This is a genomic window from Streptomyces sp. NPDC047043 (assembly GCF_040644055.1).
GTDB lineage: Bacteria > Actinomycetota > Actinomycetes > Streptomycetales > Streptomycetaceae > Streptomyces.
This window is the reverse complement of sequence record NZ_JBEYVO010000004.1, coordinates 83,597-101,062: the sequence shown is the minus strand read 5'-3', so window position 1 is coordinate 101,062 and position 17,466 is coordinate 83,597. Positions and strand designations below refer to the sequence as shown.

14 protein-coding genes are annotated in these 17,466 nt (G+C 71.4%); 7 read left to right on the top strand and 7 right to left on the bottom strand.

All coding sequences use genetic code 11. From position 1 onward, the window contains the following. On the bottom strand, window positions 1-1,026 hold the full coding sequence (locus tag ABZ880_RS07570) for a 6-phosphofructokinase (protein WP_361258434.1): 1,026 nt from the start codon (window positions 1,024-1,026) through the stop codon (window positions 1-3). Window positions 1,027-1,261: 235 nt separating this feature from the next. On the opposite strand from ABZ880_RS07570, the gene ABZ880_RS07565 reads away from it, so the two are divergent. Further along, on the top strand, window positions 1,262-1,558 hold the full coding sequence (locus tag ABZ880_RS07565; protein ID WP_361258432.1) for a DUF1876 domain-containing protein: 297 nt from the start codon (window positions 1,262-1,264) through the stop codon (window positions 1,556-1,558). A 27-nt stretch (window positions 1,559-1,585) separates the two neighbouring features. Here ABZ880_RS07565 and ABZ880_RS07560 read toward each other — a convergent pair whose 3' ends face one another. Then, complete coding sequence (locus ABZ880_RS07560) at window positions 1,586-2,350, bottom strand: crotonase/enoyl-CoA hydratase family protein (protein WP_361258429.1); 765 nt, start codon at window positions 2,348-2,350, stop codon at window positions 1,586-1,588. A 56-nt stretch (window positions 2,351-2,406) separates the two neighbouring features. Here ABZ880_RS07560 and ABZ880_RS07555 point away from each other — a divergent pair, with 56 nt between their 5' ends. Continuing rightward, on the top strand, window positions 2,407-3,120 hold the full coding sequence (locus tag ABZ880_RS07555; protein WP_361258427.1) for an SDR family oxidoreductase: 714 nt from the start codon (window positions 2,407-2,409) through the stop codon (window positions 3,118-3,120). A 30-nt stretch (window positions 3,121-3,150) separates the two neighbouring features. Here the strand turns inward: ABZ880_RS07555 and ABZ880_RS07550 are convergent, their stop codons facing one another. After that, the gene (locus ABZ880_RS07550) at window positions 3,151-4,140 is read right to left on the bottom strand and encodes a lysylphosphatidylglycerol synthase transmembrane domain-containing protein (protein ID WP_361258425.1); all 990 of its coding nucleotides are present in this window, start codon (window positions 4,138-4,140) and stop codon (window positions 3,151-3,153) included. Window positions 4,141-4,314: 174 nt separating this feature from the next. Between ABZ880_RS07550 and ABZ880_RS07545 the strand changes: the two genes are divergently transcribed. Continuing rightward, window positions 4,315-6,216: an ABC transporter ATP-binding protein gene (locus ABZ880_RS07545; protein WP_361259217.1), complete on the top strand. Its 1,902-nt coding sequence runs from the start codon at window positions 4,315-4,317 to the stop codon at window positions 6,214-6,216. A 739-nt stretch (window positions 6,217-6,955) separates the two neighbouring features. Here ABZ880_RS07545 and ABZ880_RS07540 read toward each other — a convergent pair. Further along, window positions 6,956-8,401 carry an amino acid permease gene (locus ABZ880_RS07540; RefSeq protein ID WP_361258422.1) on the bottom strand — a complete coding sequence of 482 codons (1,446 nt, stop codon included), beginning with the start codon at window positions 8,399-8,401 and terminating at the stop codon, window positions 6,956-6,958. A 185-nt stretch (window positions 8,402-8,586) separates the two neighbouring features. On the opposite strand from ABZ880_RS07540, the gene ABZ880_RS07535 reads away from it, so the two are divergent. Together ABZ880_RS07535 and ABZ880_RS07530 are read left to right on the top strand one after the other, a co-directional pair. Beyond that, the gene (locus ABZ880_RS07535) at window positions 8,587-9,315 is read left to right on the top strand and encodes an FCD domain-containing protein (RefSeq protein ID WP_361258419.1); all 729 of its coding nucleotides are present in this window, start codon (window positions 8,587-8,589) and stop codon (window positions 9,313-9,315) included. A 49-nt stretch (window positions 9,316-9,364) separates the two neighbouring features. Further along, window positions 9,365-10,837, top strand: coding sequence for an APC family permease (locus ABZ880_RS07530; protein WP_361258416.1), 1,473 nt, complete (start codon window positions 9,365-9,367; stop codon window positions 10,835-10,837). 21 nt (window positions 10,838-10,858) lie between these two features. Here ABZ880_RS07530 and ABZ880_RS07525 read toward each other — a convergent pair whose 3' ends face one another. Together ABZ880_RS07525 and ABZ880_RS07520 are read right to left on the bottom strand one after the other, a co-directional pair. Then, window positions 10,859-11,215, bottom strand: a complete 357-nt coding sequence (locus ABZ880_RS07525; protein ID WP_361258413.1) for a metalloregulator ArsR/SmtB family transcription factor — start codon at window positions 11,213-11,215, stop codon at window positions 10,859-10,861. 208 nt (window positions 11,216-11,423) lie between these two features. Then, window positions 11,424-11,798: a hypothetical protein gene (locus tag ABZ880_RS07520; RefSeq protein WP_351465140.1), complete on the bottom strand. Its 375-nt coding sequence runs from the start codon at window positions 11,796-11,798 to the stop codon at window positions 11,424-11,426. Between the two features lie 301 nt (window positions 11,799-12,099). Between ABZ880_RS07520 and ABZ880_RS07515 the strand changes: the two genes are divergently transcribed. Then, window positions 12,100-14,733 (top strand): alpha-L-rhamnosidase C-terminal domain-containing protein, encoded by a 2,634-nt coding sequence (locus tag ABZ880_RS07515; RefSeq protein WP_361258409.1) that lies wholly within the window; start codon window positions 12,100-12,102, stop codon window positions 14,731-14,733. 194 nt (window positions 14,734-14,927) lie between these two features. On the opposite strand, the gene ABZ880_RS07510 is transcribed toward ABZ880_RS07515, so the two are convergent. After that, window positions 14,928-16,016 (bottom strand): AraC family transcriptional regulator, encoded by a 1,089-nt coding sequence (locus tag ABZ880_RS07510; RefSeq protein WP_361258407.1) that lies wholly within the window; start codon window positions 16,014-16,016, stop codon window positions 14,928-14,930. A gap of 167 nt (window positions 16,017-16,183) precedes the next feature. Between ABZ880_RS07510 and ABZ880_RS07505 the strand changes: the two genes are divergently transcribed. Beyond that, on the top strand, window positions 16,184-17,392 hold the full coding sequence (locus tag ABZ880_RS07505) for an MFS transporter (protein WP_361258404.1): 1,209 nt from the start codon (window positions 16,184-16,186) through the stop codon (window positions 17,390-17,392). The last annotated feature ends 74 nt before the right edge of the window (window positions 17,393-17,466 follow it).

The window sequence follows — 17,466 nt, the reverse complement described above, 5'->3', positions numbered from 1 at the left end:
TCAGCCGAAGAACACCTCGAACTCGCCGTACAGCGCCGGATCGACCGTCTTGGTCCTGCCCCGGCTCTCGTCGAGCGGGATGCGGACGATGTCGGTGCCGCGCAGGGCCACCAGCGTGCCGAAGTCCCCGTCCTTGACCGCGTCGACGGCGTGCAGCCCGAAGCGGGTGGCCAGCCAGCGGTCGAAGGCGCTCGGGGTGCCGCCGCGCTGGATGTGGCCGAGGACCGTGGTGCGGGCGTCCGTGCCGGTGCGTTGTTCGATCTCCTGGGCCAGCCACTCGCCGATGCCGGACAGGTGCACGTGGCCGTACTCGTCCAGCGTCCGGTCCTTGAGGATCATCTGTCCCTCTTTGGGGACGGCGCCCTCGGCGACGACCACGATCGGCGCGTAGTTAATCTTGAATCGGCTTGTCACCCAGGCACAGACCTGATCGATGTCGAACGGCCGCTCCGGGATGAGGATGACGTTGGCGCCGCCCGCGACGCCGGCGTGCAGCGCGATCCATCCGGAGTGCCGGCCCATCACCTCCACGACCAGGGTGCGCATGTGCGACTCGGCGGTGGTGTGGAGGCGGTCGATGGCCTCGGTCGCGATGCCGACGGCGGTGTCGAAGCCGAAGGTGTAGTCGGTGCCGCGTACGTCGTTGTCGATGGTCTTGGGCACGCCGACCAGATTGATGCCCTGACGGCTCAGCTCGGTGGCCGCACCGAGCGTGTCCTCGCCGCCGATCACGACGAGCGCGTCCATCCGGTGTGCGGCAAGGGTGTCCCGGATGCGCTGCACCCCGTCCTCGTGCTTGAACGGGTTGGTGCGGGAGGAACCGAGGATGGTTCCGCCACGCGGAAGGATCCCCCGCACGTGTGCGATGTCCAGCGGCACGACATTGCCCTGGAGCGCGCCGAGCCAGCCGTCCCGCAGGCCGGCGAATTCAAAGCCGTACTCCTGGACACCCTTGCGGACGACGCTGCGGATCACGGCGTTCAGACCGGGGCAGTCGCCGCCGCCGGTCAGCACTCCGACCTTCATGGCTCTACCTCCCTTCGCCGCACGGAATGACTGCGCGTCTCCGCGGACGTGAGCCCGGAGAGCCAGGTGACTCTCCCTCCATCATGAGCGTCGGCGGCCCCGTCGGCGACCCACCCCCCGGGGCCTGCCGACAGGGACGTCCGGCCACGTGACCGGGCCGCGCCGGCGTCCGAACATGGAGGAGGCGATGCGTGCCGTGTCGAGCGGCAGCCGCCGGCGGGATGAGGAGGAAGCGATGCCTCACACTGCGGAATGGAAGATCCGTCTCCGCCTCTTCGAGGACGAGGGGACCACGAAGGCACGGGTGGTGCTTGACACCGGAACCGCCTCGCTCACGGGTCACGGGGTCGCGCACTGCAGTCCCGGGGACACGGACGTGCCGGAGATCGGCGACGAGCTGGCGGCGGGCAGGGCGCTGCAGGACCTCGGCAGGCAGCTGGTGGATGCCGCCGAGCGGGACATCGACGGCATGGGCGCCTCCGCGACGAGGCGGGAACCTCCCGCGGTGGCCGGCTGGCTCAGTGACCTGTGATCCACCACCCGGCCGGAGGCGCAGCCGTCACAGGTCCGTGAACGACCCGCCCCGACCGGCACCGGCCGCGAACCGTGCAGCTCCCTCCAGGCTCTCCGCCAACACCTCCGTCCCGTGCCGGAGTTCGCCGCGCATCGCCGTCTCTTCGTCCGACCCGTCCTGCTCCAGCACCGACGCCCGGTCGCCCCGCAGACAGGCCTGCGGGAAACGGGCGATCTCGGCGGCCAGGGCCTCGGCCGCGAAACGTGCCGTGCCGGCGGGGACGACGCGGTTGGCCAGCCCCATCGCGTAGGCCTCCCGCGCGTCCACCGGCCGGCCCGTGAGGATCATGTCCATGGCGCGACTCTGCCCGATCAAACGGGGCAGCCGCACCGTGCCGCCGTCGATCAGCGGCACACCCCAGCGGCGGCAGAACACGCCGAAGACGGCGTCCTCCTCGGCGACCCGCAGATCGCACCAGAGCGCCAGCTCCAGTCCGCCGGCCACGGCGTGACCCGCGACCGCGGCGATCACCGGCTTGGACAGCCGCATCCGGGTCGGCCCCATCGGACCGTCCCCGTCCTCCGCGACCCGGTTGCTGCGCTCGCCGCCGAGCGCCTTGAGGTCGGCGCCCGCGCAGAACGTGCCGCCCTCGCCCCACAGCACCGCGACCCGCGCCTCCTCGTCCGCCTCGAACTCCCGGAAGGCGTCCGCGAGTTCGGCGGCCGTCGGCCCGTCGACCGCGTTGCGGACCTCGGGACGGGAGAGGACGACGGTGGTGACGTGTCCCTGGCGCTCGGTCCGGACCGGCATACTGGGCCCTCTTTCCCTGTGCGAGTCTGAGATTCCGTACAGAGGGAGTCTTCCTGATGGCAGTCGCGGACGCAGGCCTCCCGGTCGCCGTGGTGACCGGCGCCAACCGCGGCATCGGACACGAGGTGGTACGACAGCTCGCCCACCGCCACCACCGGGTCGTCCTCGGCGCCCGCGACCTCGCCCAGGGCCAAGCCGCCGCAGCACGCATCGACCCGGGCGGAGAGAGCGTGACCGCAGTGGAGCTCGACGTCTCCGACGAGGCGAGCGTGACCGCCATGGCGGAGTGGGCCACCCGGACCCTGGGGCGCGTGGACGTGGTCGTCAACAACGCGGCGATCCTGTACGACACCTGGGCCCAGGCCCGGTCGGCGGACCTCGGCGAGGTCCAACGGGCCCTGGACACCAACCTGTTCGGTGCCTGGCAGGTCACCCAGGCACTGCTCCCGCTGCTGCGGCGCAGCCCGCACCCGAGGGTCGTCATGGTCAGCAGCGAGGGCGGCTCGCTGCACTCGATGAGCGGCGGCACCCCCGCCTACAGCGTCTCCAAGGCGGCGCTCAACGCCCTCACCCGCCTGCTGGCCGGCGAGCTGCGCGGGCAGCGCATCCTGGTCAACGCGATCTGCCCCGGCTGGGTCGCCACCGACATGGGCGGCCCCGGCGGGCGGCCGGTCGACCAGGGCGCGGCCGGGATCGTCTGGGCGGCGACCCTGCCCGACGACGGGCCGACCGGGGGCTTCTACCGGGACGGCGAACCCGTGCCCTGGTGAGTGAGCCGCAAGCCCCCAAGAGCCCCCGGCTCAGATCACCTTCAGTCGCACCAGCGCGCCCAGCGTCACCGCTCCGGGCACCAGCGGCAGCCACACCGTGATGATCCGGTAGGCGAGCACCACCGCCGTCGCCACGGCCGCCGGACCGCCCGCCGCCACCAGCGCCACGACCAGCGCCGCCTCCACCGAGCCGAGCCCGCCCGGCGTCGGCACCAGCGCGACCGCGACCGTCGCCGCCAGATACGCCACGGCCATGTGCACCGGCGACACCGGCAGCCCCAGCGCCTGCCCGACCAGGACCAGCCCGGCCGCCTGCAGCAGGGGGAAGGCGAACGAACCGCCCCACAGGGCGAACGCACGGCACGGACGGGTGTGCACCGAGCGCAGTTCGCCCAGCGCGGTGCGCAGGAACGACACCACGGCCGTACGCAGCCGTCGTACGAACGCGAGGACGCCCGCCGCCACGACCAGCACCGCGACCACGCCGAGCAGCAGCGGACCCATCGCGTGCTCGGGCAGCAGCTCGCCGAAGCTCAGCGCGTCCGGGAAGGCGAGCAGCAGTGCGGTCAGCAGGCCCAGGCGGGCGACGGACTCCGCCAGCAGATACAGCGCGAGCGCGGCCGAGGAGCGGGCGAGCGGAACGCCGCACACCGTCATGAAGCGGAGGTTGACGGCGCTGGCGCCGAGGCCGGTGGGCAGCAGATGGTTGGCCGCGCCTGCTGCGAACTGGGTGGCGAGCAGCCGCCGCTTGGGCAGCCGCTCGACGACCGCGCCCTGGCGGGTGAAGGCGGCCGCCACCCAGGTCAGACAGGTGGCACCGATCGCCGCAAGCAGCCACGGCCACTCGGCGCTGCGCAGATGACCGAAGCCCTCGGCGAGGACCGAGCGGTGCTGCACGGCGACGACGGTGACCAGCAGGAGCGGAACCAGACACAGGATCTGGCGGAGCTGGCGGGCCGGGACGCGTCGGGGAAAGCGTCCCTCGGGGAGCGGCCCTTGGGGGAGTTGTACCGCAGTCACATCGCTAGAGGGTTTCCGCGCCGCGCCAACTGCGGGTTGCGGGATTGCGGCGAGCGGCTTACGGACGGGAAGCGGGTGGGGAGGCAGGGCCATGAGGTCCTTCGGGGGAGGGGACGGAGCGGCGGGAGTGTTGACCTCAATAACGCTCGAGGTTCTAGGTTCTCTCCCATGAGCATGGAAACCACAGCGTGGACACAGCTGCACAGTGTCATGACAGCCCAGCAGGAACGGCGCCCTGTGGCGCGTGCCACGCTGCGCCGTATCGGCGCGTTCGCCCGTCCGCATCGCGCCCGTATCGCCCAGTTCGTGCTGCTCGGTGTGGTGACCGCGCTGCTCGCCGTGGCGACCCCCGTGCTGGCCGGGCGTGTCGTGAACGCGATCGTGGCGGGCCGCGACGAGGGCACGGTCGTACGACTTGCCCTGCTCATCGCGTTTCTGGCGGTCGCGGAGGCGGCGCTCGGCATCCTCGGCAGGAGGCTCTCGGCGTCGCTCGGGGAGGGACTCATCCTCGATCTGCGCACGGCTGTGTTCGATCATGTGCAGCGGATGCCGGTCGCGTTCTTCACACGTACACGTACGGGTGCACTGGTCTCCCGACTCAACAACGACGTCATCGGCGCCCAGCGTGCCTTCAGCAACACACTCTCCGGAGTGGTCAGCAACCTGGTCACGCTGGTGCTCACGCTCGTCGTCATGCTCACCCTGTCCTGGCAGATCACCCTGATCGCGCTCGCCCTGCTCCCGGTGTTCGTCGTGCCCGCCCGGCGCATGGGCAGCCGCATGGCCCGTATGCAGCGCGAGGCGGCGACCCTGAACGCGGCGATGGGCACCCGGATGACCGAGCGGTTCTCGGCGCCGGGCGCCACGCTGGTCAAGCTCTTCGGGCGCCCGGAGGAGGAGTCCGAGGAGTTCGCGGACCGCGCCCGCCGGGTCGCGGACATCGGGGTCCGGACGGCCACGGCCCAGTCGGTGTTCATCACCGCGCTGACCCTGGTCTCCTCCCTGGCCCTCGCCCTGGTCTACGGCCTCGGCGGCTGGTTCGCCCTGCGCGGCACCCTGGAGCCGGGCGCCGTCGTGTCCCTGGCCCTGCTCCTGACCCGTATGTACGCGCCGCTCACGGCGCTGGCCGGCGCCCGCGTCGAGGTGATGAGCGCCCTGGTCAGCTTCGAGCGGGTCTTCGAGGTCCTCGACCTCAAGCCCCTGATCGAGGAGAAACCGGACGCCCGCCAGGTCCCCGACGGCCCGGTCGCGGTGGAGTTCAAGGACGTCCGCTTCGCCTACCCGTCCGCCGACAAGGTCTCCCTCGCCTCCCTGGAGGAGGTCGCCTCCCTCGACACCCGGGGCGGAGCGGAGGTCCTGCACGGCATCACGTTCCGCGCCGAACCCGGCCAGACCGTGGCACTCGTCGGCTCCTCCGGCGCGGGCAAGTCGACGATCGCCGGGCTCCTGCCGCGTCTCTACGACGTCGACGGGGGCGCCGTCCGGGTCGGCGGCGTCGACGTCCGTGATCTGACCGCCGGGTCGCTGCGCTCGACGCTCGGCATGGTCACCCAGGACGGCCACCTCTTCCATGACTCTGTCCGCGCCAACCTCCTGCTGGCCCGCCCCGAGGCGACCGAGACCGAACTGTGGGACGCCCTGCGCCGCTCCCGGCTCGACGATCTCGTACGGTCCCTGCCCGACGGTCTGGACACGGTGGTCGGCGAGCGCGGCTACCGGCTCTCCGGCGGCGAGCGCCAGCGCATGACCATCGCCCGCCTGCTGCTGGCCCGACAGCGCGTCGTCATTCTCGACGAGGCCACCGCCCACCTCGACAACACCTCCGAGGCCGCCGTCCAGGAGGCGCTGACGGAGGCACTCGAGGGCCGGACCGCGGTAGTGATCGCCCACCGGCTGTCCACGGTGCGGGCAGCGGACCAGATCCTGGTGATCGAGGGCGGCCTGATCGTGGAGCGGGGCAGGCACGAGGAACTGCTGGCGGCCGACGGCCGGTACGCGGAGCTGTACCGCACGCAGTTCGAGGAGCGGGCGGCGGAGGTGCCGGAGATCGCGACGGCCGGGGAGGCCGTGGCGTAGAGGGCCTCGACCGCTCCATGGGCGGCAGGTCGTCGAGTCCAACACCCGTACGCTGTACGGTTGTTGACCGAGCGCGGTCGGACCGGCGGTCCATGCGGCGCGGAAGTCGAGGAGATCGCCGCCCGGCCGCCTGCCGCGAGCGTGGTGCGTCGGCGGCGGAGGTGCCGGAGATCGCGTCGGCCGGGGAGGCCGTGGCGTAGAGGGCCTCGACCGCTCCATGGGCGGCAGGTCGTCGAGTCCAACACCCGTACGCCGTACGGTTGTTGACCGAGCCCGGTCGGACCGGCGGTTCATGCGGCGCGGAGGTCGAGGAGATCGCCGCCCGGCCGCCTGCCGCGAGCGTGGTGCGCCGGCGGCGGAGGTGCCGGAGATCGCGCCGACGGGGGAGGCCGTGGCGTAGAGGGCCTCGACCGCTCCATGGGCGGCAGGTCGTCGAGTCCAACACTCGCACGCCGTGCGGTCGTTGACCCAGCGCGGTCGGACCGGCGGTCCATGCGGCGCGGAAGTCGAGGAGATCGCCGCCCGGCCGCCTGCCGCGAGCGTGGTGCGCCGGCGGCGCAGCGCCCGGCTCAGGGAGAACGGGGCGCAGGTCGCGGGGCCGTCCGGACGAGCCGGGTCGCGCGCCTGGGCAGTCGGCGACGGAGGTGCCGGAGATCGCCGCCGCCGGGGAGGCCGTGGCGTAGGAAAGACGTGGGCCCCGAGTGGCGGTGCTGCCGCCACTCGGGGTCCTGCCGCTCTGCTAGGAGACCAGCGCGTCCTGCTTCCGGCCCAGTCGCTCGCGGACCAGCGCGAAGACCACCACGGCCACGGCCACCAGGGTGGACAGGACCACCTGGTCGCGGCCGCCGCCGTCGGCCGTGTCGGTGAGCATGTAGCCCAGAACGAAGGTGATCAGGGCGATGGTCGCCCAGGTCAGGTACGGGTACAGCCACATCCTGACGACGAGCTTCTCCGGCGTCTCCCGCTCGATGATCTTGCGCATCCGCAGCTGCGAGAAGCAGATCACCAGCCACACGAACAGGGCGATCGCACCGGAGGAGTTGAGCAGGAACTGGAAGACCGTGTCCGGCCACAGGTAGTTGAAGGCGACCGCGACGAAGCCGAAGACCACCGAGGCCAGGATGGCCGCCCGCGGCACACCGCGCTGGGTGGTGCGCCCGAAGGAGGCCGGGGCGTCACTGCGGCGGGCGAGCGAGAACGCCATGCGGGAGGCGGTGTACAGGCCGGAGTTGAGACAGGACAGCACGGACGTCAGCACGATGGCGTTCATGATCTGCGCGGCGTGCGGGATGCCGATGGAGCTCAGCGCGGCGACGTACGAGCCGTCCTTCAGGATCGCCGGGTCGTCCCAGCGCAGCAGCGACACCACGATCAGGATCGAGCCCAGGTAGAACACCGCGATCCGCCAGATCACGCTGTTGGTGGCCTTGGTGACCGCACCCTGCGGGTCCGCGGACTCGCCGGCCGCGAGCGTGACGATCTCGCTGCCCATGAAGGAGAAGACCACCATCAGCACGCCGGTGAGGATCGCTCCCGGCCCGTTCGGCAGGAAGCCGCCGTGCGCGGTCAGGTTGGAGAACCCGGAGGCCGGGTGGTCGGAGCCGGGCAGCAGGCCGAAGATCGCGAGACCGCCCACCACGATGAACGCGGCGATGGCGACGACCTTGATGCCCGCGAACCAGAACTCGAACTCGCCGTAGGAGCTGACCGACACCAGGTTGGAGGCGGTCAGGACGACCATGACGATCAGGGCCCAGCCCCACTGCGGGACCGCCGGTATCCACCCGGCCAGGATCTTGGCGCCGGCCGTCGCCTCGACCGCGAGCACCACGACCCAGAAGAACCAGTACAGCCAGCCGATGGTGAACCCGGCCCAGCGCCCCAGGGCGCGGTCGGCGTACGCGGAGAACGAACCCGAGGTGGGGTTGGCCGCGGCCATCTCACCGAGCATCCGCATGACGAGGACGACGAGGACGCCGACCAGGGCGTAGGAGACGAGGATGCCGGGGCCCGCGGCGGCGATGCCGGAGCCGGAGCCGACGAACAGACCGGCGCCGATGACGCCGCCGATCGCGATCATCGACAGGTGGCGGTTCTTCAGGCCGGCCTGCAGGCCGGAGTCTGCTGAGGGGCCGTCGGTGCTGGTCACCGGGGCCGGAGCGGAAACAGGGGGACGTGTGGTCATCTCGACATCTCTCTGGAGGAGGTGCGGACGAAAGGGACGGGCGCCGTGCCGGGGAAATTAGTTCAGTACGATCCAAAAGAACAGTCTTGTTTAATTGTTCATGTTGCTCTATTTTCCGTGCATGCACAGGACACCGTGCCCCCGCCCGCCGTAACCCCCGCTCAACAGGCCGTTAAGGTGACGTCGTGGTGAATGCAGCGGGCAAGTTCGGGCCCTACGGTCAGCCGGCTCCGGCGTCGGTCGCCGGTGTGCACGACGCCCGAGTGCTGCCCGGCCGGGGCCAGACGGGAGCGGAGCTCGTCCGCTCACGGATCGCCCTGCAGGTGCGCCTGACCTCCGTCTCCCCGGGCGACCGGCTGCCGGACGCCGGCGTCCTGGCCGAGGAGCTGGGCATCGGCGAGATCACCGTGCGCCGCGCGCTGGAGGCGATGTGCCAGGACGGCCTGCTCGACCGGCGGCGCGGCCGGACCGGTGGCACCTTCGTCGCTCAGGGATGGGGCACGGTCGTCCCGGTGCTGCACGACGCCGACGAGGCGGCCTCGCTGAGCGCCTTCCACCTGCTCCTGGAGTGCGGCCTCGTGGCCCACGGCGCGGGTGAGGTACCGGCCGACCGGCTCGACGGGCTGAAGGTGCTGGTCGAGGAGATGGACCTGACCGACGACCCCGGACGACTGCTCATGCTGGAGACCCGCTTCCACCTCGACCTCGCCGAGGCACTCGGCGGCGCGGGCGTCCGCGAACTCACCGCCGACCTCCTCGGCCGGCTGTGCCTGGTGCAGCCCGCCCCGGACCCCGCGGTCGTACGGGCGCAGAACCGCCACCACGCCGACCTGCTCGCCGAACTCGCCCGCGGCGCGCTCGACCCGGCCGTACAGGCGGTCAAGGCACACCACCACGCCCATCATCCCGGCTGACATCCCCGCGCATCGCCTGCACCGCCCCGCAACAGAAGGAGCTGCCGCCATGCCCCACCCCAAAGCCGTCGGCCCGCCGCCGGCGCCGGGTGCCGTCGGCGGCACGCCCCAGCGGCTGCGTGGCGGTGTTCTCGGCATGGCGGACATCGCGGCCGCCACCATGGCCAACGTCGGCCCGGCCATGAGCTTCTTCTTCGGCTTCGCCTTCCTGTCCACCACGGCGGGCGTCGCGTCCCCGCTGACCATCCTCGCCGCGGGCATCGCGGTCGCGCTGCTGGGCAACACGCTCGCCCAGTTCTCCCGCGCACACCCCTCGGCGGGCAGCTTCATCACCTTCGTCGGCAAGACCTTCGGCCCGGTCAGCGCGGTCACCACGGCCCTGCTGGCCGGACTCGGCTACATCATCGCGATGGCCTCAGTGATCGCGATCTCCGGCGGGTTCGTGCAGATCACCCTGCACCACTACACCGGCGTCGACCTGCCGTGGATCATCTGGACGCTGCTGCTGACCGGCCTGTCGGTGGTGCTGATGCTGCGCGGGGTGGTGGTCTCCACCAAGTGGGCCGGCTACTTCTTCGGCGTCGAGATGCTCGTCCTCGTCGTGGTCTCGGTCGCGGCGCTCGTCGAACACCGCGGCAACCTCTCCGCCGCCCCCTTCCTGCCCGACCACATCCACCACGGCCTGCGGGGCCTGGCCGCCGGTTTCCCGCTCGCGGTCTACCTCTTCATCGGCTGGGAGAACTCCGCGGCCCTCGCCGAGGAGACGGAGAACCCCCGGCGCAACGTCGGCCGCGCCGTCCTCTCCTCCATCGCGATCATGACCGTGAGCTACATCCTCTTCTCCTACGCCACCGTCACCGGCTTCGACTACGACGTCGCCAGACTCGGCGAGGCCCGCATCCCGTTCATCGACGTCGCCCACGACACCCTCGGCGCGCTCGCCTTCCTCGCCTACATCGGCGGCCTTACCTCCACCCTCGGTGTGCTGATCGCCGGCATCAACTCCCAGGCCCGCCTGGTGTTCAACGCCGGACGCGAGGGACTCCTCCCGTCCTTCTTCGGCTACGTCCATCCCAGGCGCCGTACGCCCAACAACGCGATCGTCACCTTCGCCGCCATCTCCCTGCTGATCATCGGCGGTTGGGGCCTGGGCCATCTGCTCGGCTCCGAGGGCCGCTCGATGAACCCGGTGGTCTTCTTCACCGAGTCCTCCAGCCTGGGCTCCATCCTGATCCTGCTGGTCTACCTCGCGTCCAACATCGCCCTGCCGCTGTACTACCGCCGCTACCGGCCCCAGGAGTTCCGCACGGTCCGCCACCTGGTGCTGCCCGCCCTCGGCGCGCTGGCGATCCTGGTGCCGCTGTACTACCTGGCCAAGCCCGGCCAGCCGGCGCCGTACAACTGGTTCCCCGTCGCGGCCCTCGCCGCGCTCCTGCTCTCCGTCGGCTACGCGACGCTGCTGGTCCGCCGGGATCCGAGCCTGGCGGAGCGGGTCGGGTCGGTCGTCGCCGACGCGGAGTGAGGACCCGGATCCGATCCCGAGTCATCGGGTGGTGTGCAGGGTGGCCGGGGCGTCGGCCTGCTGGAGTTCGGTGAGGAGCTGGTTCTGGCCGGTGAGGAGCTCGGTGAGGATCCGGCGGGCGGCACGCAGCAGTTCGGCGACGTCTCCGCCGGCGAGCGCATAGCGGACGGTGGAGCCCTCCCGTATCGACACGATGATGCCCGAGCGCCGGAGGACGGCCAGCTGCTGCGACAGGCTGGACGGCTCGATCTCGATGTCGGCCAGCAGGTCCCGTACGGACACCGGCCCGTGCTGGAGGAGTTCCAGCACCCTGATGCGTACGGGGTGGCCGAGCATGCGGAAGAACTCCGCCTTCACTTGGTAGAGGGGGGCCTGCATGGATGCTCGCTCCTGGTCGGGTGGATGGGACTGCGGCCGCCGCGGTGCGACGGCGTCCGGGGACACCGCCGCACCGCAGACCGCCTTCGGATGCCGATCCTTCACGCCTCGGACCCGGCAGGAACGCACATTGGGACCATGCTGATGTGGTGACTTGAAGAAGTCTTCACATGATGGGCAGACGAAGCCACCGGTGTCCTCGGGCGGGCTAGATCTCGATCGCCTCCTCCACGCGCTTGAGTTGGTGACGGGCCATCGCCAGGTTCGAGCGGGCCTTGTCGAGGACGAGGTAGAGGAACAGCCCGTTGCCCGTACGACCGGTCACCAGGCGGATCACGTGGTACTGGCGGTCCAGTGTGATCAGAATGTCCTCGATCTTGCCCTTGAGACCCAGCTGCTCCATGGTGCGGACCTTGGCCCGGATGACATCTGTGTTGCCGGCCGCGGCGACGGTCAAATCCAGGTCCTTGCTCCCGCCGAGCGTGCCCAGCGCCATTCCGCTGGTGTAGTCGACGACGGCAGCTCCCAGGGCTCCTTCGATCCCGGCCATCATCTCCTTGAGCGACACTTCCACACTCGCCACAACGCCTCCCTTTGTGTGCCGTTGAGTGCGCGGGCCGGTGCTGGCGACCCGCCTCGGTGTCCGGACCGTACGCACGCCGCCGTCGCGTCGGGAGGAAGTGTCCGGGACTGCCCGGTGGCGACCGAACAACGGCGCGACCGGACCGTTCGGCGGACCGGAAGTGCCTTGACCGGCCGAGAAGTTGACGCGCAGGGGCGGCCGACTCCTGTCCAATCCCTGTACGTGCGCCCGGTGTTCGGGATACCGTCACGTCACCACCATCGTCTGAAACGATTCAATCCCGTCTGTTCAGGGAGGCGCTGTGACGTCGAACGGCACATCGGAGAAGGACATCCCCAGACGCACCGTGATGGCCGGGGCCGGCGCGGTCGGGCTGACGGCGGCTCTCGCCTCCGCCGGACTCCCCGCGGCGGCGGCGCTCCCCGCCGAGGAGGGAGCCGCCCCCGTCGCCGACGACCCGGCCCACCGCGCCAACCGCTGGCACCGCTACGTACAGGCACCGTCCTCGCGCACCGTCCGGCCCCTCCGGACCGTCGCGACCAGCGGCGATGTCGAGAACGCCGAGGCGCTGCTCCAGCCCGGCGGGGCCGCGACGGTCCTGCGGCGTCCCCGCCCCGCGGCGGCACCCCGCTGGCCCGAGGGCACCACCGCCGAGGCCTCCTCGGCCCACGCCGGCAACAACGGCAACGACGGACGCCCGCGGACCTATGACGCCGTCAACGCCATCGACGGCGATCCGGACACGTTCTGGAACGACGACACGCTGGGGGAGTTCCCCGACACCCTCACCGTCGTCCTGCCGCAGCCGACGTCGCTTCCGGGCATCACCGTCGTCTCCAACAGTGACGGCGTACCGACGGCGTTCACCGTCGAGGTGCGGTGCGACGGTGCATGGCAGACCGCAGCCACGGTCGTGGACAACGATGTCATCCAGCGGGCCGTCCCCTTCGCCGAGCCGGTGACGACCGACCTCGTACGCATCACCGTGACGAGCGTGCAGGACACACCGCGCGGCGCCTTCACCCGTATCAACGAAGTCTGGCCCGCGCCCGTCGAGCCGATCGCCGTGCCGAGCGTCACCGTGGACTTCGGCAAGGTCGTGGTCGGATACCCGCGGATCCGGTTCACCTCGGCCTCCGACAACTCCCCGGGCGTGCGGGTGGCGTTCTCCGAGACCCGGCAGTTCCTCACGGACCGCTCGGACTTCACCCGCTCCGACCAGGCAGGCGGCACCGGGCAGGGCACGGACCAGTTCGCCGTGCCGGCAGGCGGCGCCGACTGGACCGACCTCAAGGGCTTCCAGGCCGGTGACAAGGTCTTCGCGGACGGGCTGCACGGCTTCCGCTACCTCAGGATCGCCCTCGACGCCCTGCCCGCGGACGCTCCCGCCGCGCAGCCCTGGGGGGAGGTCGAAATCGACTCGGTGGCCCTGCAGTTCAGCGCCTACCTCGGCACGCCGAGCACCTACCGCGGCTGGTTCCTGTGCTCCGACGAGGAGTTGAACCGCTACTGGTACGGGGCGTCGTACACCAACGAACTGGTCACGGACACCTTCCGCCAGGACGACGTCGATCCGCGCGGCGCCTGGAGCGCCACCCTGGAGGGCAAGCTGGTCCTGCACGACGGCGCCAAGCGCGACCGCGACCCCTACGTCGGCGACCTCGCGGTCTCCGCGCGCACCCTGTACCTGACGCACGACGACACCGCCGAGGCGGTCCGCAACGTGCTGGCCGACCTCGCCGCGCACCAGCGCGCCGACGGCTGGATCCCGCCCGCCTCCATCGCGGGCTACACCCTGCCCCTCTTCGACTATCCGCTGTACTGGGTCACCTGCAGCTGGGACTACGTCCTCTACACCGGCGACAGCTCCTACGCCGCCCGGCACCACCCGAACCTGGTCAAGGTCCTGGACAGCTGGTGTCCCGGCGTCACGGACGACTCGGGCCTGCTGCGCAAGGGCCTGGGCGGCACCGGCGGGTACGGCGACTACGCGTTCCTGGGCCGCACCGGCCAGGTCACCTACTACAACGCCCTGTACGTGCAGGCCCTGCGGGCCGGTGCCCGGCTGGCCCTCCTGCTGGGCCGCGGAAGCGACGCCGAGCGCTGGAACGCCAGAGCGGACAAGGTCGCGCAGGCCGTCAACGCGCTGCTGTGGGACGCGGCGGCGGGAGCCTACCTGGACTCCACGACCGGCCCGGCGCGCCATGCGCAGGACGGCAACGCACTGGCCGTCGTCACCGGCATCGCCGGCGCGGACCGCGCCGCATCGGCGCTGGCCCATCTCGACGCGACGACGAGGCGGCCGTACGGCAACGCCTTCATGGACAACGACACCCTCTTCGACCAGGCCTCCCAGCGCGTCTACGCCTTCACCTCCTACCCCGAGATCGAGGCCCGCTTCCTCGCGGGCCGGGCCGCGTCCGCGCTCGACCAGATCCGGCGCACCTACGGCTGGATGGACAAGAACGACCCCGGCATCACCCACTGGGAGGGCATCGGCCCCGACGGCTCCCTGTACGAGGGCGCCTACACGAGCATGGCCCACGGCTGGTCCACCGGTGTCCTGCCGGCCCTGACCCACCACCTGCTCGGGGCCCGCCCCACGTCTCCGGGCTACGCCACCTGGGAGATACGGCCGCAACCCGGCGACGTCGACTGGGCGACGGGCCAACTGCCCACACCGCAGGGCCCGTTGCGCGTCGAGTGGGAGAACACCGCCCACGCCTTCCGCCTCACCGCCCACGTACCGGCACACACGCGGGGATCGATCGCGTTCCCCGGCGACGCGCACCGGCAGACCGTGCGTGCCGACCGCCGGACGCTCTGGGACGGGCACCGGGCGTCGACGCGTGGCGTGCGGGTGACCGACGGGACGGTCACCGTGTCCGACCTCGGTCCGGGCAGCCACGGTTTCGTGTGCGAGCGACACGGCTAGGGCTCTTCTGATGGATCTCCGTGGGAGAAGGAGCGGCGTTCGGTGCGTGCTCTCGGCGTGCCGGGCGGAAGCCCTCGTAGCGGAGCCACTAGGGCTTTTGACCGGTGCGGCGAGAGGGCGTGCCGGGCGTCGCGACGCCGCGGAGATTCCATCAGAAGAGCCCTAGGCAGGCCGGGGCGCGGATCCCGACAGCGTCACGCGTGCGGTCGGCCGGTGGGTGCCTCCCGCTCCAGCAGCCCGGTGCGCAGCTCGAGCGGGGTCACTCCGTGCCACCGGCGCACCGCGCGCCGGAGCGCGCTCACGTCGGCGAAGCCCGCCTGGCGGGTGATGTCACGGAGCGTCAGTTCCGGTCGCCGTAGCAGCTGTTCGACCTGCTCGCGGCGTACCCCGTCGACGATCGCCTCGTACGTGGTGCCGCACTCGGCCAGGCGACGGCGCAGGGTGCGTTCGCTGGACGCGTGCCGGCGGGCCTGCTCGGTGAACGAGGGGACGGCCGGAAGGCTCTGCGCGATGGAGATCTCCAGCACCTCGAGCAGGTCCTGCTGGTCGCGCCGTGACGCCATCTCCTTGTCCAGCACGTCGAGCACCGAGGCGTACGTGATGGGGTCCCGTCCCGGCATGGCCGTACGGGCCCACCGGGCGGGGAACACCATGCGGTTGCCGGCGGCGTCGAACCGCAGTGGGCAGCGGAAGAGTTCGTCGAACGGGCCCGTGTCGCGCGGGGCGGGGAAGGCGAACTCGACCGCCTGCGGGGCGAATTGGGCGCCGACGCTCAGCCGGGTGAGGGTGACGACGCTGGAGTACGCCTCCTCGATCAGGAAGACGGCGACCGTCGGATCCAGTGCGGGGTCCGGCAGATCGGCGCGCAACACGTAGCCGGCGTCCTCCCAGCGGGCCGACCACACCGTCATCGCCCCGGACAGGTTCTGATAGCGCACGCCCGTCTCGATGGCGTCCTGAAGCGTGTCGGCGGCCATCATGGCCAAGCCGAGCAGCCCCCACGCGGTCAGGTGCTGCACCGCGCCCACGCGCAGCCCCAGCTGCTCGTCCCCGGTCCGCTCCACCGCCTGCCGGATGACGTCGCTGCCCTGCCGGTAGGAGACCCGCAGCGCGGCGGAGCCCATCACCGTCGGGTCCAGCCCGACCCGGGTCAGCAGCGGCTGCAGGTCGACGCCGTACTCGCCGGCTACCCGGGCCAGGTAGCGGAGGATGTTCGGCGCGATGGTGGCCGAAGTGCTGCGGCTCGTTCCCGGAGAAGTGACCGGAGCGGGAGCATCGGGCATCGCATCCCCTCTCACCAGGGCGTTTCTCGACTCACTGTAAGCAGCCGGGCCCCGTCTGTCGCGGGTGTGGCCGCCGGAGCCCCCATTTCGGCCTCTGACGCGCTGCACACGGCCTTTCCGCCCTCCCTACCTTGTGCGGAAACCCGCCACCTTCCGCAAGGGTCACCATGACTGCACCTCTCCAGGCCAAGGCTCGGCTTCGATCCGTGCGGCGGAGCCCGCTCGCGGCGCCCCGGCGTGCCGTGGCGACGGTGTTCGCCGCCCAGGGGGCGGCGGTGGCCGCGGTGTCCACCACGGTGCCCGCCGTCAAGGAGCGCCTCTCGCTCTCTCCGCTGACGATGACCGTGCTCGTCGTGACGGTCGCGTTGAGCGCGGGCGTCGGCAGCTTCGCCGGACTGGCCGTGATCCGGCGTCTGGGGCAGGCCGCCGCCATGCGGGCCGCCGTCGTGGCCACCGCCGTGGCCCTGCTGCTGATCGGCTGGGCTCCCAGCCAGGCCGCGGTCGCGGTGTCGTACGCGTTGTTCGGCATGACGCTGGGCTGCATCGACGTGTCGGCGAACGCCCGGGCCGCGGCCGTCGAACGCCACTACGGCCGGAGCATCTTCGCCTCCTTCTACGCCGCCTGGAGCGCAGCGGGCGTTGCGGCCGCACTGCTGACAGCGGGCACGGCCCGCCTCGGCCTGTCTGCCGAGTACACCCTGACCGCGCAGGCCGGTGTCGTCCTGGTCCTCGCCCTGACCGTCCGCTCGCACGCGCTTCCCGCCGACGCACCATCCGCCGTGTCCGGCCACGGGGAGTCCGTCGCGCTCGGCCGCGGGCTGTGGGTCCAACTCGCCCCGTTCGGCCTTGTCCTGCTGGTCGCCTACGTCATCGACTCCACGGTCTCGTCGTGGTCGACGCTCTATCTCCACCAGACCCTGGACACCGCCCTGTCCCTCGCACCGCTGGCCTATGCGGCCTACCAGGTCGGCACCGTCACCGGGCGGTCCTGCGCCGACCGCCTCGTACGCACGATCGGTCCGGTGGCCGTGATCCGTGCCGCCACCCTGCTCACCGCCGTGGCCCTGGCCGGACTGGCAGTCGCCCCCGCCTGGCCGTACGCGGTCCTGGCGGCCGCATGCACCGGGCTCGGGGTGTCCGCGCTCGTCCCCCTGTGCCTTGCCTCCGCCGGACGCCTGCGACCGGGGGCGACCGAAGCGGTCCTGGCCCGAATGAACGTCTTCAACTACGCAGGCGTGCTCGCGGGCGGGGCCGCCAGCGGAATCCTCGGGTCCACCGGCCACTTCCGCCTGGCCTACGGGATCCCCGCCGCACTCGTCCTCGCGCTCCTGGTGACGGCACGGTCTTTCGCTTGGCCGCCCAGGCCCCCTCTTTGACCGCACGGATCATTTCCCGCTGAACGGCAGATGAATAAGTTCTCCTCAGCCCTTCGGGAATGGAACCGAGAGAG